Source organism: Phenylobacterium sp. J367 (assembly GCF_024699985.1).
Taxonomy (GTDB): Bacteria; Pseudomonadota; Alphaproteobacteria; order Caulobacterales; family Caulobacteraceae; genus Phenylobacterium.
On the sequence record NZ_JAJONA010000001.1, the window covers coordinates 4260288 to 4283057 of the forward strand.

Annotated in this window: 22 protein-coding genes and 3 pseudogenes; 14 read left to right on the forward strand and 11 right to left on the reverse strand. The window is 69.3% G+C overall.

From position 1 onward, the window contains the following. Positions 1–2: 2 nt before the first annotated feature. Positions 3–368, reverse strand: a complete 366-nt coding sequence (locus tag LRS04_RS22710; protein ID WP_257818328.1) for a response regulator — start codon at positions 366–368, stop codon at positions 3–5. 109 nt (positions 369–477) lie between these two features. Between LRS04_RS22710 and LRS04_RS22715 the strand changes: the two genes are divergently transcribed. The 4 genes from LRS04_RS22715 to clpA all read left to right on the forward strand — a co-directional run bounded on the left by LRS04_RS22715 (position 478) and on the right by clpA (position 5248). Then, positions 478–1134 (forward strand): hypothetical protein, encoded by a 657-nt coding sequence (locus LRS04_RS22715; RefSeq protein WP_257818329.1) that lies wholly within the window; start codon positions 478–480, stop codon positions 1132–1134. Positions 1135–1168: 34 nt separating this feature from the next. Beyond that, positions 1169–2443, forward strand: a complete 1275-nt coding sequence (locus LRS04_RS22720; protein ID WP_257818330.1) for a DNA polymerase IV — start codon at positions 1169–1171, stop codon at positions 2441–2443. A gap of 147 nt (positions 2444–2590) precedes the next feature. Continuing rightward, complete coding sequence (gene clpS, locus LRS04_RS22725; RefSeq protein WP_257818331.1) at positions 2591–2920, forward strand: ATP-dependent Clp protease adapter ClpS; 330 nt, start codon at positions 2591–2593, stop codon at positions 2918–2920. Positions 2921–2926: 6 nt separating this feature from the next. Then, the gene (gene clpA / locus LRS04_RS22730; RefSeq protein WP_257818332.1) at positions 2927–5248 is read left to right on the forward strand and encodes an ATP-dependent Clp protease ATP-binding subunit ClpA; all 2322 of its coding nucleotides are present in this window, start codon (positions 2927–2929) and stop codon (positions 5246–5248) included. 56 nt (positions 5249–5304) lie between these two features. Here the strand turns inward: clpA and LRS04_RS22735 are convergent, their stop codons facing one another. Beyond that, a complete protein-coding gene (locus LRS04_RS22735) occupies positions 5305–6234 on the reverse strand; it encodes a phytanoyl-CoA dioxygenase family protein (RefSeq protein ID WP_257818333.1) in 930 nt (309 codons plus the stop codon). Positions 6235–6240: 6 nt separating this feature from the next. Further along, entirely contained in the window at positions 6241–6678 is a 438-nt protein-coding gene (locus LRS04_RS22740; protein WP_257818334.1) for an HIT family protein, read from the reverse strand. A gap of 55 nt (positions 6679–6733) precedes the next feature. Between LRS04_RS22740 and LRS04_RS22745 the strand changes: the two genes are divergently transcribed. Beyond that, positions 6734–7312, forward strand: a complete 579-nt coding sequence (locus LRS04_RS22745; protein ID WP_257818335.1) for a DUF4287 domain-containing protein — start codon at positions 6734–6736, stop codon at positions 7310–7312. Here the strand turns inward: LRS04_RS22745 and LRS04_RS22750 are convergent. From LRS04_RS22750 to LRS04_RS22765, 4 genes are all read right to left on the reverse strand, one after another. Continuing rightward, complete coding sequence (locus LRS04_RS22750; RefSeq protein WP_257818336.1) at positions 7309–8502, reverse strand: GNAT family N-acetyltransferase; 1194 nt, start codon at positions 8500–8502, stop codon at positions 7309–7311. The genes LRS04_RS22745 and LRS04_RS22750 overlap by 4 nt on opposite strands. Then, positions 8466–9212, reverse strand: coding sequence for a glycerophosphodiester phosphodiesterase (locus tag LRS04_RS22755; protein WP_257818337.1), 747 nt, complete (start codon positions 9210–9212; stop codon positions 8466–8468). Before LRS04_RS22755 ends, LRS04_RS22750 begins: the two co-directional genes overlap by 37 nt. Continuing rightward, on the reverse strand, positions 9209–9670 hold the full coding sequence (locus LRS04_RS22760; RefSeq protein WP_257818338.1) for a RidA family protein: 462 nt from the start codon (positions 9668–9670) through the stop codon (positions 9209–9211). The genes LRS04_RS22755 and LRS04_RS22760 overlap by 4 nt, the downstream gene beginning before the upstream one ends. 102 nt (positions 9671–9772) lie before the next feature. After that, positions 9773–10207, reverse strand: coding sequence for a phasin family protein (locus tag LRS04_RS22765; RefSeq protein ID WP_257818339.1), 435 nt, complete (start codon positions 10205–10207; stop codon positions 9773–9775). Positions 10208–10504: 297 nt separating this feature from the next. Here LRS04_RS22765 and LRS04_RS22770 point away from each other — a divergent pair, with 297 nt between their 5' ends. After that, positions 10505–11788, forward strand: a complete 1284-nt coding sequence (locus LRS04_RS22770; RefSeq protein ID WP_257818340.1) for a D-alanyl-D-alanine carboxypeptidase family protein — start codon at positions 10505–10507, stop codon at positions 11786–11788. Between the two features lie 58 nt (positions 11789–11846). Here the strand turns inward: LRS04_RS22770 and LRS04_RS22775 are convergent, their stop codons facing one another. After that, positions 11847–12266 carry a DnaJ domain-containing protein gene (locus tag LRS04_RS22775; protein ID WP_257818341.1) on the reverse strand — a complete coding sequence of 140 codons (420 nt, stop codon included), beginning with the start codon at positions 12264–12266 and terminating at the stop codon, positions 11847–11849. Between the two features lie 4 nt (positions 12267–12270). Beyond that, positions 12271–13105 (reverse strand): annotated as a pseudogene (locus tag LRS04_RS22780) (division plane positioning ATPase MipZ). A gap of 146 nt (positions 13106–13251) precedes the next feature. Here LRS04_RS22780 and panC point away from each other — a divergent pair. From panC to LRS04_RS22815, 6 genes and pseudogenes are all read left to right on the forward strand, one after another. Then, a pseudogene (gene panC / locus LRS04_RS22785) lies at positions 13252–14110 on the forward strand (pantoate--beta-alanine ligase). 423 nt (positions 14111–14533) lie between these two features. Continuing rightward, a pseudogene (locus tag LRS04_RS22790) lies at positions 14534–16228 on the forward strand (family 16 glycosylhydrolase); the annotation flags it as partial. A 79-nt stretch (positions 16229–16307) separates the two neighbouring features. After that, on the forward strand, positions 16308–16592 hold the full coding sequence (locus LRS04_RS22795; RefSeq protein ID WP_257819226.1) for a hypothetical protein: 285 nt from the start codon (positions 16308–16310) through the stop codon (positions 16590–16592). Positions 16593–16637: 45 nt separating this feature from the next. Then, positions 16638–18146 (forward strand): family 16 glycosylhydrolase, encoded by a 1509-nt coding sequence (locus LRS04_RS27230; protein WP_308238211.1) that lies wholly within the window; start codon positions 16638–16640, stop codon positions 18144–18146. A 192-nt stretch (positions 18147–18338) separates the two neighbouring features. Beyond that, the gene (locus LRS04_RS22810; RefSeq protein ID WP_257818342.1) at positions 18339–18860 is read left to right on the forward strand and encodes a hypothetical protein; all 522 of its coding nucleotides are present in this window, start codon (positions 18339–18341) and stop codon (positions 18858–18860) included. Positions 18861–18894: 34 nt separating this feature from the next. Then, positions 18895–19386, forward strand: a complete 492-nt coding sequence (locus LRS04_RS22815) for a type I secretion C-terminal target domain-containing protein (protein ID WP_257818343.1) — start codon at positions 18895–18897, stop codon at positions 19384–19386. A gap of 91 nt (positions 19387–19477) precedes the next feature. On the opposite strand, the gene LRS04_RS22820 is transcribed toward LRS04_RS22815, so the two are convergent. Together LRS04_RS22820 and LRS04_RS22825 are read right to left on the reverse strand one after the other, a co-directional pair. Continuing rightward, positions 19478–19888: a DUF1489 family protein gene (locus LRS04_RS22820; RefSeq protein ID WP_257818344.1), complete on the reverse strand. Its 411-nt coding sequence runs from the start codon at positions 19886–19888 to the stop codon at positions 19478–19480. Positions 19889–19939: 51 nt separating this feature from the next. Then, positions 19940–20779 (reverse strand): enoyl-CoA hydratase-related protein, encoded by an 840-nt coding sequence (locus tag LRS04_RS22825; RefSeq protein ID WP_257818345.1) that lies wholly within the window; start codon positions 20777–20779, stop codon positions 19940–19942. A 161-nt stretch (positions 20780–20940) separates the two neighbouring features. Here LRS04_RS22825 and LRS04_RS27235 point away from each other — a divergent pair, with 161 nt between their 5' ends. Beyond that, entirely contained in the window at positions 20941–21537 is a 597-nt protein-coding gene (locus LRS04_RS27235; protein WP_308238212.1) for a cyclic nucleotide-binding domain-containing protein, read from the forward strand. Positions 21538–21550: 13 nt separating this feature from the next. Next, complete coding sequence (locus LRS04_RS27240; protein ID WP_308238213.1) at positions 21551–22666, forward strand: patatin-like phospholipase family protein; 1116 nt, start codon at positions 21551–21553, stop codon at positions 22664–22666. Positions 22667–22770: the final 104 nt, after the last annotated feature.

A 22770-nucleotide genomic window follows, 5' to 3' on the forward strand; every position in this document is an offset into this window, starting at 1 on the left:
ACCTAGTCCAGCAGCCGGCGGATGGTGTCGAGAAAGTGCGACACCGAGATCGGCTTGGAGATGTAGGCCTCGCAGCCGCCCTCGCGGATCCGCTCCTCGTCGCCCTTCATGGCGAAGGCGGTGACGGCGACCACGGGGATCGAGGCGAGTTCCTCGTCCTCCTTCAGCCACTTGGTGACCTCGAGGCCCGAGATCTCCGGCAGCTGGATGTCCATGAGAATCAGGTCCGGCCTGTGCTCGCGGGCGAGCGACAGCGCCGCGAGACCCTCGCGGGTCTGCAGGGTTTCGTAGCCCTGGGCTTCGAGCAGGTCATGAAAGAGCTTCATGTTCAGCTCGTTATCCTCGACGATGAGGACCTTCTTGGCCATTCGGGACCCGACGCTGTTTCTGGGACCGGCCCGCAAGGACCCGCCCCACCTCTCGCCCGTTCATCACACGGATATCCTTAAACTTCGTTAGCCCCGTCCGGACCGCGCCTTGGCAGACCCTATCCTGACTTCCGTTCCACGCCTTTCCGACCTTGGACTTTCCCCCGACCGGCCGCTGGTCATCGTCGACGTGGACGAGGTTCTGGGCCTGTTCATGAAGGGGTTCGGCGACTACCTGGCCGGCCAGGGCTACGAGTTCCGGGTCGACCGGTTCGCCCTCTTCCAGAATATCTACCGGCCGGGCGCGGCCGATCACCTGCCGATCGCCGAGGGCAAGATCCTGTTCGACGGCTTCTTCGCCACCCACTGCGGCGAGATCGAGCCGACGCCCGGCGCCGTCGACGCCCTGGCGAAGCTCGGCCGCCATGCCGGCATCCTGATCCTCTCCAACGCCCCGCCCCAGGCCGAGCGACTGCGCGGCGCCTGGCTGAAGCGCCACGGCCTGCCCAATGCGCTGATCCTGAACACCGGTCCGAAGGGGCCGGTGACCGCAGGCCTGGTCGCCCAGACGCCGCAGCCGGCCGCCTTCGTCGACGACCTGCTGCCGAACCTCGATTCGGTGGCCGAGCACGCGCCCCGCGTGGCGACCTTCCAGCACGTGGCCGACGAGCGGCTGCGGCCGCTGGCGCCCCGCTCCGAGCGCCATCCGAGGATCGACGACTGGGCCGAGTTGGCCGACGCCATAGAGGCGGCGATCCGGCGCTGAGCGCGCGCGGAACAAATCAGGTAACCTCCACGGCATGAAGGCGTTCTGCCGCGACTGCTTCTGGACCGGGGACGAAGGCGTGCGCCGCTGCCTGGCCTGCGGCTCGCCGCGGATCGTGGCCCACGCCGAGCTCGACCGGCTTTCCATCGCCCACATGGACTGCGACGCCTTCTACGCCTCGGTGGAGAAGCGCGACCGCCCCGAGCTGCGCGACCGGCCGGTGATCGTCGGCGGTGGCAAGCGGGGCGTGGTCACCACCTGCTGCTACATCGCCCGCATTTCCGGCGTGCGCTCGGCCATGCCGATGTTCAAGGCGCTGAAGCTCTGCCCCGAGGCGGTGATCATCAAGCCGGAGTTCTCCAAGTACCGCCACGAGAGCGGCCGGATCCTCGGGATGGCGGGCGAGCTGACCCCGCTGATCCAGAACCTCAGCCTCGATGAAGCCTGGCTGGACCTCTCGGGCACGGAGCGGCTGCACAGCGCGCCGCCGGCGCTGACGCTCGCCCGGCTGCAGGCCCGGATCGAGGCCGAGACGGGGCTGACGGTCTCCATCGGCCTCGCCGCCAACAAGTTCCTGGCGAAGATCGCGTCGGACCTCGACAAGCCGCGCGGCTTCTCGGTGATCGGGGCCACGGAGGCCGCCGACTTCCTGGCGCCCCGGCCGGTGGGCATCCTGCCCGGCGTCGGGCCGGCCATGGTGGCCTCGCTGGAGAAGGCCGGCTACCGCACCGTCGGCCACCTGGCGCGGGCCGAGCCGAAGGACCTCGCCGCGCGGTTCGGCCAGCATGGCCTGCGCCTCTTCGAGCTGGCCCACGGCCGCGACCACCGGGCGGTCAATCCCCGCGAGGAGCGCAAGGGCATCAGCGCCGAGACCACCTTCAACGAGGACCTGACGAAGCTCGGCGACCTGGAGGACGTCCTGGCGCAGCTCTGCGAGAAGGTCGCCCGCCACGCCCGCAAGGACGGCATCGCCGGCCGGGTCGTCACCCTGAAGCTGCGGCACGTGGACTTCCGGATCATCACCCGGCGCAAGACCATCGCCGTGCCGACCCAGACGGCGAAGACGCTGTTCGCCGTCGGGCGCGAGCTCCTGGCCAAAGAAGCGGACGGCACCCCCTATCGCCTGATCGGGATCGGCATGGCCGAGCTCGTGGAGGCCGACGCCGTGGAGGGCGATTTCTTCGCCGGCGAGGAGCGCCGGGCGCTGGCGTCGGAGAAGACCCTCGACACGCTGCGGGCCCGATTCGGGGCCGATGCGGTCACATCCGGACGGATTTTGCGTGCAAAGGCGGCGCTCAAGGAGGATTGATGAACGCGCGTGCAGCGCCAGCTGCGCTGGTGGGCATCATCGGAGGCGCCTGTCCTGAGCGTGACAATTCGACCCTAGCAAATGGCAAAACTTTCCATATCTAATCCTGAGCAGGCGGGGCGCAGGCTTCGCCAGGAGATCCGTTCGATGAGCGAACGCAAACAAGGTGACTCGGGCGCCGGCGTTCGATCGGCGGTGATCACGCAAACAAAGCCCAAGACGCAGAAACCCGCCATGTACCGGGTTTTACTGCTGAACGACGACTACACCCCGATGGAGTTCGTCGTTTATGTTCTTGAGCAGTACTTCAATAAGTCGCGCGAAGACGCGACTCGGATCATGCTGCACGTACACCAGCACGGTGTCGGGGTCTGCGGCGTGTTCACCTACGAAGTGGCGGAAACAAAAGTGGCCCAGGTCGTTGATACGGCACGTCGGCACCAGCATCCGCTGCAGTGCACAATGGAAAAGGATTAGAGGCTCTTGCCTTCATTTTCGCGTCAGCTCGAAGAGTCCCTTCATCGCGCGGTCGCCTACGCCAACCAGCGCAAGCATGAGTACGCCACTCTGGAGCACCTGCTCCTCTCGCTGGTGGACGACGAGGACGCGGCCGCCGTCATGCGCGCCTGCGACGTCGATCTCGGCGCCCTGCGCACCACCCTGACAAACTACGTCGACAACGAGCTCCGCTCGCTGGTCGTCGACGACGGCGAGGACGCCAAGCCCACAGCGGGCTTCCAGCGCGTGATCCAGCGCGCGGTGATCCACGTCCAGTCGTCCGGCCGGGAAGAAGTGTCCGGCGCCAATGTGCTGGTCGCCATCTTCTCCGAGCGCGAGAGCCATGCCGCCTACTTCCTGCAGGAGCAGGACATGACGCGGTACGACGCGGTGAACTACATCGCCCACGGCATCGCCAAGAAGGCCGGCTCGTCCGAGGCCAAGCCCGTCAAGGGCGCCGAGGAAGAGGACAAGCCCACCGTCAAGACCGGCGGCGAGGCGCTCGAGGCCTACTGCGTCAACCTCAATGAGAAGGCCAAGCAGGGGAAGGTCGACCCGCTGATCGGCCGCATGGCCGAGGTGGAACGCGCCATCCAGGTGCTGTGCCGCCGGACCAAGAACAACCCGCTGCTGGTCGGCGACCCGGGCGTCGGCAAGACCGCCATCGCCGAGGGCCTGGCCCGCAAGATCATCAACAAGCAGGTCCCCGACGTGCTCGCGGGCTCGACCATCTTCTCGCTCGACATGGGCGCGCTGCTGGCCGGCACCCGCTACCGCGGCGACTTCGAAGAGCGCGTGAAGCAGGTCGTCAAGGAGCTGGAGAACCACCCCGACGCGATCCTGTTCATCGACGAGATCCACACGGTGATCGGCGCCGGCGCGACGAGCGGCGGGGCCATGGACGCCTCGAACCTGCTGAAGCCGGCCCTGGCGTCGGGCACGCTCCGCTGCATGGGCTCCACGACCTACAAGGAGTTCCGCCAGCACTTCGAGAAGGACCGGGCCCTCGTCCGGCGCTTCCAGAAGATCGACGTGAACGAGCCCACGATCGACGACACGATCAAGATCCTGAAAGGCCTCAAGGTCTACTACGAGGACTTCCACAAGCTGAAGTACACCAACGACGCCATTAAGGCGGCGGTGGAGCTGTCGGCCAAGTACATCACCGACCGGAAACTGCCCGACAAGGCGATCGACATCATCGACGAGGCCGGCGCCTCGCAGATGCTGCTCTCGGAGGGCAAGCGGAAGAAGGTGATCGGGCTCAAGGAGATCGAAGGCGTCGTCGCCAAGATCGCCCGCATCCCGCCGAAGTCGGTCTCGAAGTCGGACACCGAGGCGCTGAAGCAGCTGGAAAGCGACCTGAAGCGCGCGGTCTACGGCCAGGACGAGGCCATCGACAGCCTGTCGTCGGCCATGAAGATGGCCCGCGCCGGCCTGCGCGACGCCAACAAGCCGATCGGCTGCTACCTGTTCACCGGCCCGACCGGCACCGGCAAGACCGAGACGGCGCGCCAACTGGCCGCCACGCTCGGGATCGAGCTGCTGCGGTTCGACATGTCGGAGTACATGGAGCGTCACACGGTGAGCCGCCTGATCGGCGCGCCTCCCGGCTATGTGGGCTTCGACCAGGGCGGCCTGCTGACCGACGCGGTCGACCAGCACCCGCACTCGATCGTGCTGCTGGACGAAATCGAGAAGGCTCACCCGGACGTCTACAACATCCTCCTGCAGGTCATGGACCACGGTCAGCTGACCGACTCCAACGGCAAGAAGATCGACTTCCGGAACGTCGTGCTGATCATGACGACCAACGCCGGCGCGTCCGACGCCCAGCGCAATTCCATCGGGTTCGGCCGCGGCAAGGCCGAGGACGAGGTGGACGAGGCGCTGAAGCGGCTGTTCACGCCGGAGTTCCGCAACCGCCTGGACGCCATCGTGCACTTCCACGCGCTCACCCCGGAGATCATCCGGCAAGTGGTGCAGAAGTTCATCATGCAGCTCGAGGCCCAGCTCGCGGACCGCCATGTCACCATCGAGACGGACGACGAGGCGGCGGACTGGCTGGCTAAGAACGGCTTCGACGAGCTCTACGGCGCCCGCCCCCTGGGCCGGGTCATCCAGGAGCACATCAAGAAGCCGCTGGCCGACGAGATCCTGTTCGGCCGGCTGGTGAAGGGCGGCCACGTCCGCGTGATCCTGAAGGACGGCAAGCTCGGCTTCGAGATCGAGGGCGATGCGCGCGAGCGCGGCGCTCCGGTGATCGAGAGCCCGGCCGAGGATGCGACGCCGGCCCTCACCGACTAAGGCGTCCCGCCTTTCGAGACGCCAGAGAGCCCCGGGCGCGAGCCCGGGGCTTTTTGCTAGCCCTCGGAGATGTGCAGCGGCTTGAAGACGCGCTTGAGGATCGCCGCCAGCAGCGGCGTCTTGCCGGGATAGACCGCGCGGCCCGCCTTGCGCGGCCACTCCCAGCCGCCGGTGGCGACATTGGCCGGCATCCGCAGCGAGAGCCGCCCGCCCTCCACGTCCGAGGTCATCGGCGTGTAGTAGAGGCAGTTCTCGAAGTACCAGTGGACGACCAGCGAGCGGCGGGTGGAGGCCGGGTCGGTCACCGGCGCGCCGCCGTGCGCCAGATTGGCGGCCCACACGAAGGCCCAGCCCTTCTTCACCAGGGCGCGTTCGTCGGGCAGGCCCGCCGCCGCCAGCCGCTCGGCGAAGCCGTGCACGAAGCGGCTGGCGTATTGCTCGGGCGACGGCCGCGGATCGTTCACGCCCGCATCGCGCATGGTCATCACCGGCAACCGGTGTGACCCGGGCAGATAGACCAGGGGCCCCGCTTCCGGCTGGACGTCCTCCAGCGCGATCCAGACCCCGCACATGAAGCGCTCGGGCACGCTGTGGAAATGGATCGAATCGGGGTGCAGGCCCTGCTGGCTGCCCCTCAGGAAATTCAGCGTCTGGAACGGGAAGGCCTTGCGGCCATAGGCGGCCTCGAGCATTCGGGCGACCTTCGGCGAGGCGGCCAGCCGCCGGACCGCCTTCGACCGCAGCCAGGCGTCCTGGATCCGGTTGGCCCCCGGATGACGGGCGAACAGGCGGTCGGTGTCGGCCACGGCGAGGTCGCAGAGCGCCCTCGCCTCGTCGCCCAGGTCGATCAGGGCGTAGCCGTTCTGCGCCAGCGAGCGGCAGAAGGCCTCGGTCTCGGCATCGAGGCCGGCCTTTGCGAGATGGGCTTCGAGGTCCTCGCCTTCGACGAACGGCACCTCGGGACGCAACGCGGTACTCGGACTCATGCGGGCTCAGGCGATCTTGGCGGCGATCTGTTGGGCCAGAGCCTTCAACTCGTCCGGGTCGGCCATGCCGCCCTCGGCGTGGCGGCCCATGGCCACGCCTTCCCAGCGCGGGATGATGTGGAAGTGCAGATGGTAGATCGTCTGGCCCGCGGGCGCGCCGTTGAACTGGGTGACGACGATGCCGTCGGGGTTCAGCGCGGCGCGGACCGCCTTGGCCACCCGCTGGACGCCCTGGATCAGGCCCGCGAGCACCTGCGGCTCCTCCTCCAGGAGGTTGCGGGCGTGGGAATGTTTCGGAATCACCAGGGTATGGCCCTTGGCCTGCGGGAAGACGTCCATGAAGGCGAGCACATGGTCGTCCTCGAAGACCTTGGCCGCGGGCATCTCGCCGCGCAGGATCTTCGCGAAGATGTTGCCGTCGTCGTAGGTCCCGTCCAGGCTCATCCGGCGCTCCTCAAACTCAAGGGGCCACGGGTAGCAAATCGCCTCGGAGTGGGAAATGTCGGACCAGCCTGCGAGCATGACAACGCGCCAGGAGAAGTGGTTCGCCTCCATCCTCGAGAGCATGGAGCGCGAGACCGGCAAGACCCTGGAGGAGTGGGTCGCCATCGCCCGCACCTGCCCGGAAACCAGGCCCGGCGCGCGCAAGGCCTGGTTCAAGGCGCATCACGGCATCGGGACGAACCGGGCGAGCATCATCCTGGGCAAGGCGTTTCCGGAGACGGCCCACTGGGCCGAGCCCGACAACCTTCGCGACGCGCTCTGGGCCGACCCGGCGTCACGGGCGATCCTGGAGGCGGTGGAGGCGGCCGTCGCCGGGCTGCCCGACCTCGTCACGGCCCAGCGGAAGGGCTTCACCGCCTTCTCAAGGGAGTTCCAGTTCGCCTCGGTGCGGCCGACCAAGGCCGGCGGCGCACGCCTGGGCCTGGCCGTGGAACCGGACGCCGATCCGAGGCTGCAGCCGCCGAAGAACGAGGGCTGGAGCGAACGACTGAAATCCGTCCTGCCGCTCGCCTCGCCCGCGGACGTGGACGAGGACGTGAAGGCGCTGCTTCAGCAGGCCTGGGCGCGGTCCTAACCCTCGCGGAACGGCGAATAGGCCTCGGCGAGCCACTCCATCTCCTGCTCCACGCCCTCGCGTTCCTGGGCGAGGAAGCGTTCGACGGGCTCGCGCAGGCGGGGATCGGCGATCCAGTGGGCCGAATAGACCGGCGTCGGCAGGTAGCCGCGGGCGATCTTGTGCTGGCCCTGCGCCCCCGCCTCCACCCGCGCCAGGCCCCGGCCGATCGCCCATTCGATGGCCCGGTAGTAGCAGAGCTCGAAGTGCAGGAAGGGCACGTCCTCGACGCAGCCCCAGTTGCGGCCGTAGAGGCAGTCGTCGCCGATCAGGTTGAGCGCGCCGGCGATCCAGCGCCCGTCACGCCGGGCCATCACCAGGAGGACGCGGTCGGCCATGCGCTCGCCCAGCAGCGAGAAGAAGCCGCGCGTGAGGTAGGGCCGGCCCCACTTCCGCGAGCCGGTGTCCATGTAGAAGCCGAAGAAGGCGTCCCAGTGGTCCTCGGTGATCTCCGCGCCGGTGAGGCAGAGGATCTCCAGCCCGGCCTGGGCGTCGCGGCGTTCGCGCCGGATGGTCTTGCGGCGGCCCGAGGAGAGCGCGGCCAGGAAGTCCTCGAAGTCGCGGTAGCCGGCGTTGAGCCAGTGATACTGCTGGCCTTCCCGCAGCGCGAGGCCCTGGGCGCCCATCCAGCGCCACGCCTCGGCGTCGGGGAAGTTCACGTGCAGGGAGGAAATCTCGTAGCGCTCGCACAGCGCCAGGGCGCCGCCCAGCAAGAGCGCCCGGCCCTCCTCCGGCTCGATGTCGGGCCGGACCAGCAGCCGGGGGCCGGTGGCGGGCGTGAACGGCGCGGCCGAGAGCAGCTTTGGATAATACCGCCCGCCCGCCCGCTCGTAGGCGTCGGCCCAGGCGTGGTCGAAGATGTATTCCCCCTGGCTGTGGGACTTCAGGTAGAGCGGCATGACCGCGGCCACCGCGCCAGCCTCGTCCTCGACCACCAGGTGGTGCGGGCCCCAGCCGGTCTTCTCGACCGCGCAGTTCGCCTCCTCCGCGGCATTGAGGAAGTCGAAGCGGATGAAGGGGTTGCCGGCGTAGGCGGGATTGTCGGCGCAGGCGTCCCAGCCGTCGCGGCCCACCTCGGCGATGCGGCGGCAGACCTTCACCGCCGGCTTCAACGTCACGCCCGGAAGCCCTCGAAGATCAGGTTGTCGCATCCGTCCTTGATGGCGTCCCACTGCCCGGGGTCGCGGACCGTCCAGGCGACCACCGGCATCCCCTGCGCGCGGTGCTTCGCAGCCGCTTCGGACGGCAGCATGTCGAGGCCGAGCGCCAGGAAGTGCGGCCGGGCGATGGCCACGTGCTCGAGGTTCGACCAGGCCCGCCGCTGCTCGTCGGAGAGGTGCGGAGCCTTGCGGTAGGCGTAGCTGTCGAGGCCGCGGAGCACGCCCGGGAAGCGCTCGGCGAACCAGGCGTGGCTGTAGGGGTTGAAGCCGATGACGCAGACCGGGCCCGGGTGGTCGACGAGAATCTCGTGGACCCGCTGCTCCAGGGGGCCCACGCGGCCGGGCGGGGTCTTCAGTTCGACATGCACCATGGCCTTCCGGCCGACGAGGCGCAGGGCCTCGGCGAGCGTCGGGATCGGCTCGTCCGTCCCGGCGAGGCGCAGTCCGGCGAGTTCGGTGGTGGTCCGCTCGGTGAGCCGGCCCTCGGCGCCGGTCATCCGCTTCAGGTCCTCGTCGTGGAAGACCATGGCCTCGCCGTCGGCCGAGAGCTGGACGTCGAGCTCGATACCGTAGCCGGCGGCGCAGGCCGCCTTGAAGGCGCCCAGCGAGTTCTCCGGCGGGCCATCGGGGGTCCACAGCCCGCGATGCGCGATCGGCGGGTGGAAGAGGAGGTCCCAGGCCTCGCCGAAGCGGTTCTTCACGAGACCTGCACCACCGCATCGACCTCCACGGCGAAATTCAGCGGCAGGCGATAGACGCCCACGGCCGAGCGCGCGTGGCGGCCGGCGTCGCCGAAGGCCTCCACCATGAGGTCGGAGCAGCCGTTGACCACCTGCGGGATGTCGAAGAAGCCCGGCCCCGCCTGGACGAAGCCGCCGAGCTTGACCACGCGGACCACGCGATCGAGGTCGCCATCGCAGGCCGCCCGCATCTGGGCCAGCAGGTTGACGCCGCACAGACGCGCCGCGGCGCGGGCCGTCTCGGCGTCGACGTCCTCGCCGACCACGCCGCGGATCCCGCCGCCGGCGTCGACCGACACCTGGCCGGAGATGTGCAGCAGGTCGCCGGCGCGCACGAAGGGCACATAGTTGGCGACAGGGGGATTGGGCTTCGGCAGGGTGATGCCGAGCGCAGCGAGACGATCTTCGACCTGGGACATAGCCGCAGGTCTACCGCCCTCCCCCATACGAGAAAAGGCCCGGACCGAGGTCCGGGCCTTCCCGTTTCCGGAAGCCAGGGAGGAGAAGCCTCCGGAACGGACTTAGCGGGCGGCCTGCAGGCGCTCGACCATGGCGGTCACGCGCTCGTTGAGCGGCTTCATGGAGTCCTTCACCGAGCCGGACACGGTCTCGGACATCTGGCCGACCTGGGCCATGTAGGTCTCCAGGGCACCCTTGGCGAAGGCGGTCTGCAGCTCGATCACTTCCTGCACGCTCTTGGCCGAGGCCAGCGACTTGGCGGCGGCGACCTGGCTGTCGAACGCGGTCTTCGAGAAGGCCATCGCCTGGGCGCCCAGGGCTTCCGCGCCCTTGGTGGCGGCGGTCACCGAGGCCACGACGGCTTCGAGGTTCTTCTTGGAGTGGCTGTTGGCTTCGTTCAGCGCGGCCAGGGTCTTCTCAACGCCGTCCTTGAAGGCGACGTTGGAGGCGGCGGTGAATTGATCGACGGTGGACTTCACGGTTTCGGCGGCAGCCATCGGAGATACTCCTGACAGGGCGTTGGGCGAACGCGGCGGTATTGCCGCACTGCAACTTCTCGGGACACACGTCCCCTAACTCGCGAGGGTTATCTCATGTTGCAGTGCAGCAGTCAACGGTTAATTGTGCACTGCACAAAAGCGTCATGCGCCTACAATCCAGGCGCCTACGCGCCAAGGCGCGACATTTGCGCTCGTTCAAGCCTTGTTTACTGTGCAGCAAGGGTCCTTCGGGCAAGGTACATGGGATTCCGGCGGCGGGGGGCCGCCACAAACCTTTGATTCGACGGACGAAGCATGTTCCAGCACGCCCGCCGCCTGTTCGTAGCCCTCGGCGCCGCCGTGGCCGTCGCCTTCACGACGGTCGCGCCCCCCGCTTACGCCCAGCCGGTCTTCCAGCAGCTCTCGAGCGCCTCGCAGACCAAATATGCGGCGATCGTCGTCGACGCGAAGACCGGCGAGGTGCTCTACGCCAAGCGGGCCGACGCCGCGCGCTACCCGGCGTCCATCACCAAGGTGATGACGCTGTATCTGACTTTCGAGGCGCTCGCGGCGGGCAAGATCCAGCTCGACGACCGCGTGATATTCTCGCCCAGGGCCGCGGCGCAGTCGCCGACCAAACTCGGCGTGCCGGCCGGCCAGTCGATCTCGGTCTCCGAAGCCATGCAGGCGCTTTCCATCAAGTCGGCGAACGACGCCGCGGTGGCCATGGCCGAAAAGCTGGGCGGCACCGAGAGCCGCTTTGCGGCGCTGATGACGCTGCGGGCGAAGGAACTGGGGATGACCAACACCCACTTCGCCAACGCGTCGGGCCTGCCCGACAGCCGCCAGGTCTCCACGGCGCGGGACATCGCCATCCTGTCGCGGGCGGTGATGCGGGACTACCCGCAGTACTATAAGCTGTTCAGCCAGCGGGAGATGGTCTTCCGCGGCCAGACGCTGCGCAACCACAACGGCCTGCTGCACCGCATGTACGGCGTGGACGGGCTGAAGACGGGCTTCACCAACGCTTCGGGCTTCAACCTCGCGGTCTCGGCCGTGCGCGACAATCGCCGCCTGATCGCCGTCGTCCTGGGCGGTCCGACCACGCGGGCCCGCGACGACAACGCCGAGGCCCTGCTGGTCACCGGCTTCGACGTGATCAAGCGCCGCGACCTCGGCGAGAAGATCACCATCGCCCAGAACCTGTTCGAGCCTGAGCCGTCGGGCCGGGTCGAGGGCAGCACCGAACAGGGCGACCAGGACCTGAAGATCGTGCTGGCCTCGGCTACGCCGCCGCCCAGCACCTCGCGGATCGAGGTCGTCGAGCCGAAGTCCAGGAAGACGGCGCCCGCCACGCCCGCCGAGAAGTGGGGCGTCCAGGTCGGCGCCTTCAAGGCCCGCTCGGACGCCAAGGAGCAGATCGATCTGATCGGCAAGCGCTTCGGCAAGCAGGTGGCCGGCGCCAAGCCCGTCACCGACAAGGCCGCCGGCCGCTACCGCTCGCGCTTCGTCGGTCTGTCCGAACGCGAGGCCAGGACCGCCTGCAAGGCGATCAAGGCCAAGGGCATGGACTGCCAGGTGATCGAGCCGAAGGCCTGATCGCCAGACATACCGATCGGAAAAGCCCTGGGTCGCCCCGGGGCTTTTTCTTTGGCCGCTATTTCCGGAGGAGCCGGTCGCGCGCCGCGTTGAGCTGGGACGCCAGGCCGGTCGTGCCGCCCTTGTCGGGGTGCACGCTGCGCATCAGGCGCGTGTAGGCGGCTTGGATCTGCTCGGGGGTGGCGTCGGCGGAGACGCCGAGGATGGAGCGGGCCTCCTCCAGGCTCATCAGCCCCTTGGAGGGTCCCGGCGCGAGGCCCGTGCGGCGGGTGGATACGGCGAGCCAGAGGCCGAGGACCACGAGCACGATGCCTGAGCCCCAGCGGCCGCTGACCGAGAGCCAGGCCGCGCCTGCGAACGCGGCCACGGCGAACGCGCCCGAGAGGAACCGCCACTCCCGCCGCTTCAGGATCGGCTTGCCACGGCTCGCCATCAGGATGAGCGCGAGCGCGGCGGCCCCAAGCGCGAGATAAAGCATGCGGCTACTCCGCCGCGATCTTCTCCGCCTCGTCCAGCCCCTGGAAGCCCAGGGCCGTCATCAGGGCGCGCAGTTCCTGGCGGGCGGCCACGTGCTGCAGCGACATCGCCACCGGCCGTATGGCCGGCGAGAGGTCGGCAATGGTCAGGCCGAACGGGAAGAGCTCGCGATAGATCACCCGGTCGCGCAGGCCGGGGCCGACACGGAAGCCGACCTTGCGGGAGAGCGCGTTGACGCGTTCGTCTAGGCGCTTGCGGTTGCGGGCCTCGGTGGGCGCCAGGCGGTTGCGCAGCACCACCCAGTCGATTTGCTTGCGGTCGCGGGTCGCGCGCTCCTTGCGGCAGGCCCAGACGGTCTCGGCGTAGAGGCTGTGGCGGGTGAGCTCGAGGCTCACCGGATCGACGACGCCCAGCATGTCGAAGTCGACGAAACTGTCGTTCATCGGGGTGACGATGAGGTCGGCCTTCGAATGGGCCGAGCGGCTGATGGCGGTGTCGGCCCCCGGCGTATCAATCAGCACGAAGTCGGCGGCCGCCGCCACCTCGGCGAAAGCCGCCTCGAAGCGGGCAAGTTGCTCGGCGTCCGGCGCCTTGGCGAGCGCATCGCCGGCCGAGCTGATCGCGTGTTCGATCGGCATGGGCGCCTCGGCCCCGTGCGCGGCCAGCCACTTCGCCCGGTTGGAGAAGAAGTGGCCCATGGTCTGCTGGCGCAGGTCGAGGTCGAGGACCGCCACCTTGGCGCCCCCGTGCAGCAGGGCGACCGCAATATGGATGGCGATGGTGGACTTCCCCCGCCCCGCCTTTCTCGTTGCCGATGACGATGACGCTGGCCTGCGACATGCCTGTTGCTCCCGAGGGGCGGCGGAATCACCGCCCATACCGAGCCTAGGTGACCGAGGAGGCAGAGTCGGGTCAACGCGCCGTTTGCCACCCCACCTGGCCGTGCGCCGATGGACGTGGTCCGGAGCCTCGGCCATAAGCCGGCCATGTCCGAGACGCCGCTCCCCATCGTCCGCACGGTCGCCGAGCTGCGCGCCCAGGTCCGCGCCTGGAAGGCCGCCGGCGAACGCGTGGCGCTGGTGCCCACCATGGGCGCACTGCACGAGGGTCATCTGTCGCTGGTCCGCCTGGCGTTCGACCGCGCCGAGCGGGTGGTCGCCAGCGTCTTCGTCAACCCGACCCAGTTCGGGCCGGCGGAGGACTTCGACGCCTACCCGCGGACCGAGGCCCGCGACGCCGAGCTGCTGGCCGACGTGGGATGCGACCTGCTCTACGCGCCGACCGTGGGCGAGATGTACCCGCAAGGCTTCGCGACCAAGGTCAGCGTCGCCGGCGTCTCCGAGCCGTTGGACGGCGCCGCCCGGCCCGGCCACTTCGACGGCGTCGCCACCGTGGTCTCCAAGCTCCTGCTGCAGGCCGGCGCGGACGTGGCCGTCTTCGGGGAGAAGGACTACCAGCAGCTCCAGGTGATCCGCCGGCTGGTCCGTGATCTCGACATCCCGGTGGATATCGTGGGCGGTCCGACGGCGCGTGACGGCGACGGCCTCGCCCTCTCCTCCCGCAACGCCTACCTCGACGCCGGCCAGAAGCGGGTGGCCGCGCAGCTCAACCAGGTCTTGAAGGTGGCGATCAGCCGGCTCCGCGCGGGCGAGCCGATCGCCGAGGTCGAGCAGGCCGCGGTGCGCGCCCTCGAGGCCTCCGGGTTCGACCAGGTCGACTATGTGGAGGTGCGCGGCCCGTCGGACCTCGCCCGTCTGGGCCCTGGCCGCCTGGAGGGGGGAAGCCCGGATCCTGGCCGCCGCCCGCATCGGCCGCACGCGGCTGATCGACAACATGGCGGTCTGAGGCCCCCGTCTGCGTCACCCGGCCACGCCGCTCGCGGCGGCCTGCCGCAGCCCGGCCACGCTTGGGTGCGACGCCCGCGCACACTTAAGCTGTGACAAGACGCCACAGTAGAGCTGCCCACCCCTCCCCGGCGGCGTCAGCGCAGCAACCCGCGTTCTATGAATTACTGTGACGCTTGTTGCCGGATTTCCGCTGCGACGGCCGCAAGTTAGCGTTCAAGCTTGACTATAACATCGCCCTACAGTCACGCTTATCTGATTTCCGCTTCGGACATGTCAATAACCCCGCCACAGCCAAGCCTGCGACAACTTTGACAAGGGTTCGGAAAGTAAGTCGTCGGTAGTTTTCAACTCGTCGCAAGGCTGTCGGGGCCAGGCGACAGGTGGGTGTCGGGCCCGCCTATCGAGAGACGGGAAAGAGTTCATGACGTACTTCAAGTACGACGGCGTTCGCGCCGCCGAGACGGCTGCGCCTGTGCGTGATTTCTGGGGCACGGATGCGGTCGAGACGCTGGTCGGGACGCCTGAGGCCAACTCGCTGTGGGTCGGCGTGGGCGACAGCGCCACGGGCGGCCTGGGCGACGACACCTACTGGCTGCAGGCGCTGAAGGGCCGGTTCACGGTCACCGAGCTGGCCGGCGGCGGGGTCGACAAGATCGCCGGCTGGCAGAGCATCTTTCTCGACGACTACGCCCACTTCGAGAACGTCTATGTCGGCGGCGACAAGACCTATGGCGCGGGCAACGCCCAGGACAACGTCGTCGAGGGCGGCCCGGGTTCGCAGCAGATCTACGGCGGTGGCGGCCAGGACGTGCTGGTAGGCGGCGCCGGCGCCGACACCTTCATCGTCGTGAAGGGCGAAGGCAACGACGTCATCCAGGACTTCAGCGCCGAGGACGTGGTCCGCCTGAAGGCCGGCTTCGCCACCTTCGCCCAGGTCCAGGCCCGGCTGACCCAGGTCGGAAGCGACGTGAAGCTCGACCTCGGCGACGGCGACGGCCTGATCTTCCGCAACACCACGGTGGGCCAGTTCACCGCCGGAAACTTCCAGCTCCAGCTCGACACCTCGACCCTCGGCGCCAAGACCTTCGGCGACGAGTTCAACGGCCCGCTGTCGCTGTGGGACGCCCAGTCGAACCCCACCGGAACCTGGCGGCCCGACTTCGGCTACCAGGGCGAACAGGGCGTCGGCTCCTACACCCTCGTCTCCAACAACGAGAGCCAGATCTACACCTCGCCCTACTTCCGCGGCCACAACGGCGACTTCGCCGAGAGCCCCTTCGTCTCCAACGCCGACGGCACGCTCTCGATCTGGGCCCGGCCGTCCTCGAACAGCGAGATCTTCGGCTACGACTACACCTCGGGCTTCATCTCCACGAAGGAGACCTTCGCCCAGACCTACGGCTACTTCGAGATGCGCGCCGACATCCCGGACGCCGCCGGCGCCTGGCCCGCCTTCTGGCTGATCCCCGCCGACGGCTCCTGGCCGCCCGAGCTCGATGTCATGGAGGCCCTCACCTCCGATCCGCGGGGCCTGTGGACCACCGAGCACTCCAGCGTCGGCGGCCACTCGGCCAACGGCATGCTCTCCTTCGTCCCGGATTCCGCCGACGGCTTCCACACCTACGGCGCCCTTTGGACCGCCACCGAGATCACCTGGTACATCGACGGCGTCGAGGTCTTCAGCCGGCCCACCCCGGCCGACATGCACAAGCCCATGTTCATGATCGCCAACCTCGCCCTCGGCGGCTGGGGCGGCGCCATCAACGACGCCCAGCTCCCCGCGGAGTTCAAGATCGACTACATCCGCGCCTACGCGCTGCCGGCCTCGTCGAGTGGCGGGCTCGGCGACGGGACCGCGCCCCGCTCGCTCTTCGCGAAGTCCGGGGGCGACAGCCTGCAGGGCGGCGCGGGCGACGACATGCTCTCCGGCCACGACGGCCAGGATACCCTCGAGGGCGGCGCGGGCGCGGACAGCATCAATGGCGGCGGCAGCTGGGACAAGCTGCAGGGCAACCAGGGCGACGACACGGTCTCCGGCGGCCTGGGCGACGACTGGGTGGTCGGCGGCAAGGACAACGACCTGCTGTCCGGCGATTCCGGCGACGACATCGTCTACGGCAACATGGGTAACGACACCTGCGACGGCGGCGAAGGCGCTGACCTGGTCCGCGGGGGGCCAGGGCGACGACCGCCTGATGGGGTGGGCCGGCAACGACTGGCTCTCCGGCGATCGCGGCGACGACACCATCACCGGCGGCGCCGGAGCGGACATTTTCCACAGCTTCGCCGGCGCGGGCGTCGACCTGGTCCTCGACTTCAATGTGCTCGAAGGCGACCGGGTCCAGCTCGAACCGGGCACGGCCTACAGCGTCGCCCAGGAAGGCGCGAACGTGGTGGTGACCATGGGCGCCGGCGATCGGCTGATCCTGCAGGGGGTGGATCTGGGAAACCTTGGGGACGGCTGGCTCTTCGGAGCCTGACCGACCCAAGGGGGGACAACGGGGCTAGGGGACGGGGCTAATTTCATGACGTACTTCAAGTACGACGGCGTTCGCGCCGCCGAGACGGCTGCGCCTGTGCGTGATTTCTGGGGCACGGATGCGGTCGAGACGCTGATCGGGACGCCTGAGGCCAACTCGCTGTGGGTCGGCGTGGGCGACAGCGCCACGGGCGGCCTGGGCGACGACACCTACTGGCTGCAGGCGCTGAAGGGCCGGTTCACGGTCACCGAGCTGGCCGGCGGCGGGGTCGACAAGATCGCCGGCTGGCAGAGCATCTTTCTCGACGACTACGCCCACTTCGAGAACGTCTATGTCGGCGGCGACAAGACCTATGGCGCGGGCAACGCCCAGGACAATGTCATCGAGGGCGGCCCGGGTTCGCAGCAGATCTACGGCGGCGGCGGCCAGGACGTGCTGGTGGGCGGCGCCGGCGCCGACACCTTCATCGTCGTGAAGGGCGAAGGCAACGACGTCATCCAGGACTTCAGCGCCGAGGACGTGGTCCGCCTGAAGGCCGGCTTCACCACCTTCGCCCAGGTCCAGGCCCGGCTGACCCAGGTCGGAAGCGACGTGAAGCTCGACCTCGGCGACGGCGACGGCCTGATCTTCCGCAACACCACGGTGGGCCAGTTCACCGCCGGAAACTTCCAGCTCCAGCTCGACACCTCGACCCTCGGCGCCAAGACCTTCGGCGACGAGTTCAACGGCCCGCTGTCGCTGTGGGACGCCCAGTCGAACCCCACCGGAACCTGGCGGCCCGACTTCGGCTACCAGGGCGAACAGGGCGTCGGCTCCTACACCCTCGTCTCCAACAACGAGAGCCAGATCTACACCTCGCCCTACTTCCGCGGCCACAACGGCGACTTCGCCGAGAGCCCCTTCGTCTCCAACGCCGACGGCACGCTCTCGATCTGGGCCCGGCCGTCCTCGAACAGCGAGATCTTCGGCTACGACTACACCTCGGGCTTCATCTCCACGAAGGAGACCTTCGCCCAGACCTACGGCTACTTCGAGATGCGCGCCGACATCCCGGACGCCGCCGGCGCCTGGCCCGCCTTCTGGCTGATCCCCGCCGACGGCTCCTGGCCGCCCGAGCTCGATGTCATGGAGGCCCTCACCTCAGACCCGCGGGGCCTGTGGACCACCGAGCACTCCAGCGTCGGCGGCCACTCGGCCAACGGCATGCTCTCCTTCGTCCCCGACTCCGCCGACGGCTTCCACACCTACGGCGCCCTTTGGACCGCCACCGAGATCACCTGGTACATCGACGGCGTCGAGGTCTTCAGCCGGCCCACCCCGGCCGACATGCACAAGCCCATGTTCATGATCGCCAACCTCGCCCTCGGCGGCTGGGGCGGCGCCATCAACGACGCCCAGCTCCCCGCGGAGTTCAAGATCGACTACATCCGCGCCTACGCGCTGCCGGGCGCCGGCGATCCGCCGCCCGCCGATCCGCCGCCGCCCCCAATGAACCGCCGCCGGCCGGCGACGCGGGCGTCGCCCTCAGCTTTGCCCAGCATGGCGACACCCTGACCGGCGGCGCGGGCTCGGACACGATCAACGCCAGCCAGGGCGCAGACCAGCTGACCGGCGCCGCCGGCGCCGACATCTTCCGCTTCCAGGCCATGCCGTGGTCCGCCGGCCGGGTCGCCGACTTCCAGGTGGGGACCGACAAGCTCGACATCTCCGCCCTCTACGCTGGCGGCTATACCGGCGCGGGATCCGGTGGCCGACGGCTATGTCCGGTTCGAGAGCGACGGCGCCGGCGGCACGCGGGTGATGCTCGACACCGATGGCCCTGGCGCCGCCCAGGCGTGGTCCTATCACGTGGTGACGCTGACCGGCGTCTCGCCGGCCGGCCTCACCGCCGGACAGGTGTTCGGCCAGGGCTCGGCCAGTGAAGGGCCTCCGCCTCCGCCGCCCCCTCCGCCTCCGGCTCCCCCTCCGCCGCCTTCGGGGTCAGGGCTGGTGCTGACCTCCAGCCAGTACGCCGACACGCTCACCGGTGGCGCGGGCGCGGACACCCTCAACGCCGGTCAGGGCCCGGACCGCATGACCGGCGGCGACGGCGCGGATACCTTCCACTTCCGGGACCTGCCCTGGAATGCCGGCAAGATCGTCGACTTTGAGGTCGGGGTGGACCGGCTCGACGTCTCGGGCCTCTATCTCGGCGGCTATCATGGCGCGGACCCCGTGGCCGATGGCTACGTCCGGTTCGAGAGCGATAAGCCGGCGGCACGAAGGTGATGCTCGATGTGGATGCCGGCGACGCCGCCAACCCGTGGGCCTTCACCATCGTCACCCTGGAAGGCGTCTCGCCCGAGGGCCTGACCGCGGCCAAGGTCTTCGACGGCGCGCCACCGCCGCCGGTCACCGGCCTGACGCTCACGTCGACGAGCTATGGCGAGACCCTGACGGGCGGCGCCGGGGCGGACACCTCACCGCCTGGAACGGCCCCGACCGCCTCGTGGGCGGCGCCGGCGCGGACCACTTCGTGTTCGACAAGCTGCCCTGGAACGCCGGCCACGTGGCCGACTTCCAGCTGGGCCAGGACGTGCTCGACCTGCGTCCGCTGTTCGCCGCCGCCGGCTACCAGGGGACCGATCCCCTGGCCGATGGCTACCTGACCTTCGAATCCGACGGGAACGGCGGCACGCGCGTGCTGTTCGATCCCGACGGACCTGGAGCGGCTAACCCGTGGCCGTTCCAGATCACGACCCTGGATGGCGTGGCCCCTTCGAGCCTCTCAGGCTCGGACTGGCTGGCCCACTAGGGTCGGGCGAGCCCCGACCCGACGAAGGGGCCCGCTTGCCTGTGCAGGGTGGAGGCGCCGTTTCGGACGCGGCGCGGCGCCTCCGTTCCGTCTACCAGGCGCCCAACTCGCGCAACTGGCGGGCAAGCTCGGACGGCGCCTCGCCGAAGCCGTCCTGGGCCAGGTCTTCTGGTGCGTCCGTCGGTTCGAGATAGCGCCAGCCCTGGAAGGCGCGGCGCGGCGTCGGCGCCACGCGGACGACCTCCTCGTCGAGCGTCACTTCGCAGCGGGCGGTGACGCCCTCCCCCACGGTGTTCACCGCCAGAATCCGCTGGCGACAGAGGATCACGCCCTTGAACACCCGATAGAGCGAGCCGCCGTCGACCATCTCGGCTCCGCGCTTCGGCGTCTGGCGCGTGCGGAGCGTCCACGGCGCGCCCGGCGCATAGTGCGTCTTCCGCCATTCGAGCAGGTCCTCGATGGTGTCCGCGCCGACGCAGAGCTTGATCATGTGCAGGGCCATGGCCTTCGAATTAGGCCGGGCCGCGCCGATCCGCCAGTGCGGCGGGCGGCCTCACTCGGCCCAGCCAGGCTTGCGCCGTTCGAGGAAGGCGCGGACGCCCTCCTGTCCCTCCTTGCCGACGCGCGCGGCCGCGATCCGGTGGGCCGTGTGCTCCATCAGCCCGTGGTCGATCGGCCGCCCGTGGACCTCGCTCACCAGCCGCTTGGAGGCGGCGACCGCTTCCGGACCGCAGGCCATGATCTCGCGGGCTATCCGGTCGCGCGCGGCGTCGAGGGCGGCGGCGTCGGCCACCACCTCGCTGATCAAGCCGATCTTCTCGGCGTGGGCGGCGTCGAACACCCGGGCGGTGGCGAAGAGGCCGCGGGCGGTCCGAGGGCCGATCGCCTGGATGACATAGGGGCTGATGGTCGCCGGGATCAGGCCGAGCCGGGCCTCCGAGAAGCTGAACTTCGCGTCCTTCGTGGCGATGGCGAGGTCGCAGGCCGCCGCGACGCCGGCGCCGCCGCCGAAGGCGCCGCCTTCCACGAGGGCCACGGTGAGGGCGGGCATGTCCCAGAGCTGCTTCAGCATCACCGCCAGGTCCATGGCGTCCGCGCGGTTGTCACTCTCCGAGCGACCGGCGGCGGCGCGCATCCACTCCAGGTCGGCGCCGGCGCTGAACATGCCGCCCGCGCCGCGCACAAAGACCACCCGGACGCCTTCGGCGCCGGCCAGCGTCCGGAAGGCCTCCTCCATCGCGGAGATCAGGTCCGAGTCGAAGGCGTTCTTCCGCTCCGGCCGGTTCAGGGTGACGGTGGCCGCACCCTCCACCGTGGCGTCGATGTCCACGAGGTTGCTGGTCACGCTGGTGTCCGGAACTTCCACCAGGGGGTCGACGATCGGATTGGTCATGATGGGCCTCCTCGTAGGCTGCAAACGCTGACCAGGGCGGAAGGTCGCGGCGCAAGCCAAGCCATAGCGACGGTCACGGAGCGGCGCTAGGCTCCGAGCGTGGGCAGGCTTCCCGAGATTCCAGTGATTCGGCGCTGGCGCGGTTGTTCAGCCGCGAGCGCGTGCAAGGCGACGCTACCTGGTTCTCGCTGCCGGGCGGCGAAACGCTCTATTCAGCGGGCGATCCAGCCGACCAGCTCTACTTCGTGCGCGCCGGGCGCCTGGGGGCCTTCCGCCGCACCGCCGGCCAGGATCCGCTGTTCCTGGGCGTGATCCGGCCGGGCGAGCCCGCCGGGGAGATGGCTCTCGTGGCCGGCGCTCCGCACTCCGCGGATGTGGTCGCGCTGCGCGATTCCGAGATCTTCGCCCTGCCCCGCGATGCCTTCTTCGAGGCCTGCGAGGAAGATCCCTCGGTGATGACCGAGCTCGCCCGGCTGATGATCCTCCGCTCGCGCCAGGCGGCCGGGCGGGCGGCGGCCGGCGAGCCTTCGGTGTTCGGCTTCGTGCCGGTGGGCCGGCCGGTAACGCTGCGCCCGATCGTCGACCGCATCGCGCTCGAGATCATGAAGCTCGGCTACTCGGTCACCGTCGTCGGCGTGGAGGCGGCGAGCGCGCCCACCGAGTGGTACTCCGACGTCGAGCGCACCCACGACTTCGTGCTCTACGTCGCCGAGGCCGCCGACATCGCCTGGCGCCCAGCAGGTTTCCCGGCAGGTTGATCGCCTGTTCCGGGTGGGCCAGGGCAATCGCCAGCCGCCCAAGGCGGTGGCGGAGGCCGCGTTCACCGGGCCGCTGCAGGCCCAGCAGCTCGTCGACCTGATCCTCCTTCAGCCCGCCAACGCCGAGCGACCGCACGGGTCCCAGGCCTGGGTCGACGCCACCCAGTCGGCGCGGGTGTTCCACATGCGGCGGGATCACGACGGCGACCTGCAGCGGATCGCGCGCGTCCTGACCGGCCAGTCCGTCGGTCTGGTGCTCTCCGGTGGCGGCGCGCGGGCCTACGCCCACATCGGCGCCGTGCGTGCACTGCGCCAGCGGGGCGTGCCCATCGATTTCCTGGGCGGCGTGTCCATGGGGGCGATCATCGCCGCGGGCGTGGCGCTGGAGTGGAGCGACCAGGAACTCGACCAGCGGATCCGGAACGCCTTCGTGGACACCAGCCCGCTCGACGACATCGCCGTGCCGATCCTGGCCATGACCCAGGGCCTGAAGGTCAGCGCGCGCCTGCACCAGCATTTCGGCGACGTGGACATCGCTGACATGTGGCTGCCGTTCTACTGCCTGTCCTCGAACCTGACGACCGGCGCCTATCATCTGCATCGGAGCGGACTGCTCCGCCAGGCGCTCCGGGCGACCATCGCGCTTCCGGGCGTCATGCCTCCCGCCACCGAGGGCAACAACGTGCTGGTGGACGGGGCGGTGATGAACAATTTCCCCACCGACGTGATGCGTGCGGCCCAGCTCGGCCCCATCGTCGGCGTCGATGTCACCGGCGCCAGGAGCATCACGGCGGACGACGTGGCGCGGCCCTCGTCGATCTGGCGCTGGATCTGGTCGGGGCAGTGGCGGAGGGGCCCGCCGATCGTCTCGTTGCTGATGCGGGCGGCCACCGTGTCCACAGGCCGCGACCTCGCCGCCTCCCGGGCCGCCGCGGATGTGCTGGTGCAGCCGGATGTCTCCCGCGTCGAAATCCGCGACTGGAGCGCCTATGCGCCGGGCGTGAAGGCCGGGTACACGGCGATGGTCGAGGCGCTCGACAAGCTCGATCGCCCTGTTCAGGAGCTGCGCCGCCGCCAGAGCCTGGACGAGCGCGACGACCCGCGCCTGCTCATCGCCTCGGCAGGTTGATCACGCCTGCGACAAACCCCCGCTCCGGGCTTTGCGAACACCCGCGACGCATCCCATATTGGGCGTCCTGTTCAACAGCTGAAAGGAGGTGACCCAGTGTCTCA

Bases quoted from the DNA above. Each gene is read 5' to 3' on its own strand.
- LRS04_RS22765 (WP_257818339.1), bottom strand. From the start codon at position 10,207: ATGGCTGCCGCCGAAACCGTGAAGTCCACCGTCGATCAATTCACCGCC.
- LRS04_RS22720 (WP_257818330.1), top strand. From the start codon at position 1,169: ATGAAGGCGTTCTGCCGCGACTGCTTCTGGACCGGGGACGAAGGCGTG.
- LRS04_RS22825 (WP_257818345.1), bottom strand. From the start codon at position 20,779: ATGACCAATCCGATCGTCGACCCCCTGGTGGAAGTTCCGGACACCAGC.
- clpS (WP_257818331.1), top strand. From the start codon at position 2,591: ATGAGCGAACGCAAACAAGGTGACTCGGGCGCCGGCGTTCGATCGGCG.
- LRS04_RS22735 (WP_257818333.1), bottom strand. From the start codon at position 6,234: ATGAGTCCGAGTACCGCGTTGCGTCCCGAGGTGCCGTTCGTCGAAGGC.
- LRS04_RS22820 (WP_257818344.1), bottom strand. From the start codon at position 19,888: ATGGCCCTGCACATGATCAAGCTCTGCGTCGGCGCGGACACCATCGAG.
- LRS04_RS22795 (WP_257819226.1), top strand. From the start codon at position 16,308: ATGGGGTGGGCCGGCAACGACTGGCTCTCCGGCGATCGCGGCGACGAC.
- LRS04_RS22770 (WP_257818340.1), top strand. From the start codon at position 10,505: ATGTTCCAGCACGCCCGCCGCCTGTTCGTAGCCCTCGGCGCCGCCGTG.
- LRS04_RS27230 (WP_308238211.1), top strand. From the start codon at position 16,638: ATGACGTACTTCAAGTACGACGGCGTTCGCGCCGCCGAGACGGCTGCG.
- LRS04_RS22745 (WP_257818335.1), top strand. From the start codon at position 6,734: ATGTCGGACCAGCCTGCGAGCATGACAACGCGCCAGGAGAAGTGGTTC.
- LRS04_RS22750 (WP_257818336.1), bottom strand. From the start codon at position 8,502: ATGCGACAACCTGATCTTCGAGGGCTTCCGGGCGTGACGTTGAAGCCG.
- LRS04_RS22710 (WP_257818328.1), bottom strand. From the start codon at position 368: ATGGCCAAGAAGGTCCTCATCGTCGAGGATAACGAGCTGAACATGAAG.
- LRS04_RS22740 (WP_257818334.1), bottom strand. From the start codon at position 6,678: ATGAGCCTGGACGGGACCTACGACGACGGCAACATCTTCGCGAAGATC.
- LRS04_RS22760 (WP_257818338.1), bottom strand. From the start codon at position 9,670: ATGTCCCAGGTCGAAGATCGTCTCGCTGCGCTCGGCATCACCCTGCCG.
- LRS04_RS22775 (WP_257818341.1), bottom strand. From the start codon at position 12,266: ATGCTTTATCTCGCGCTTGGGGCCGCCGCGCTCGCGCTCATCCTGATG.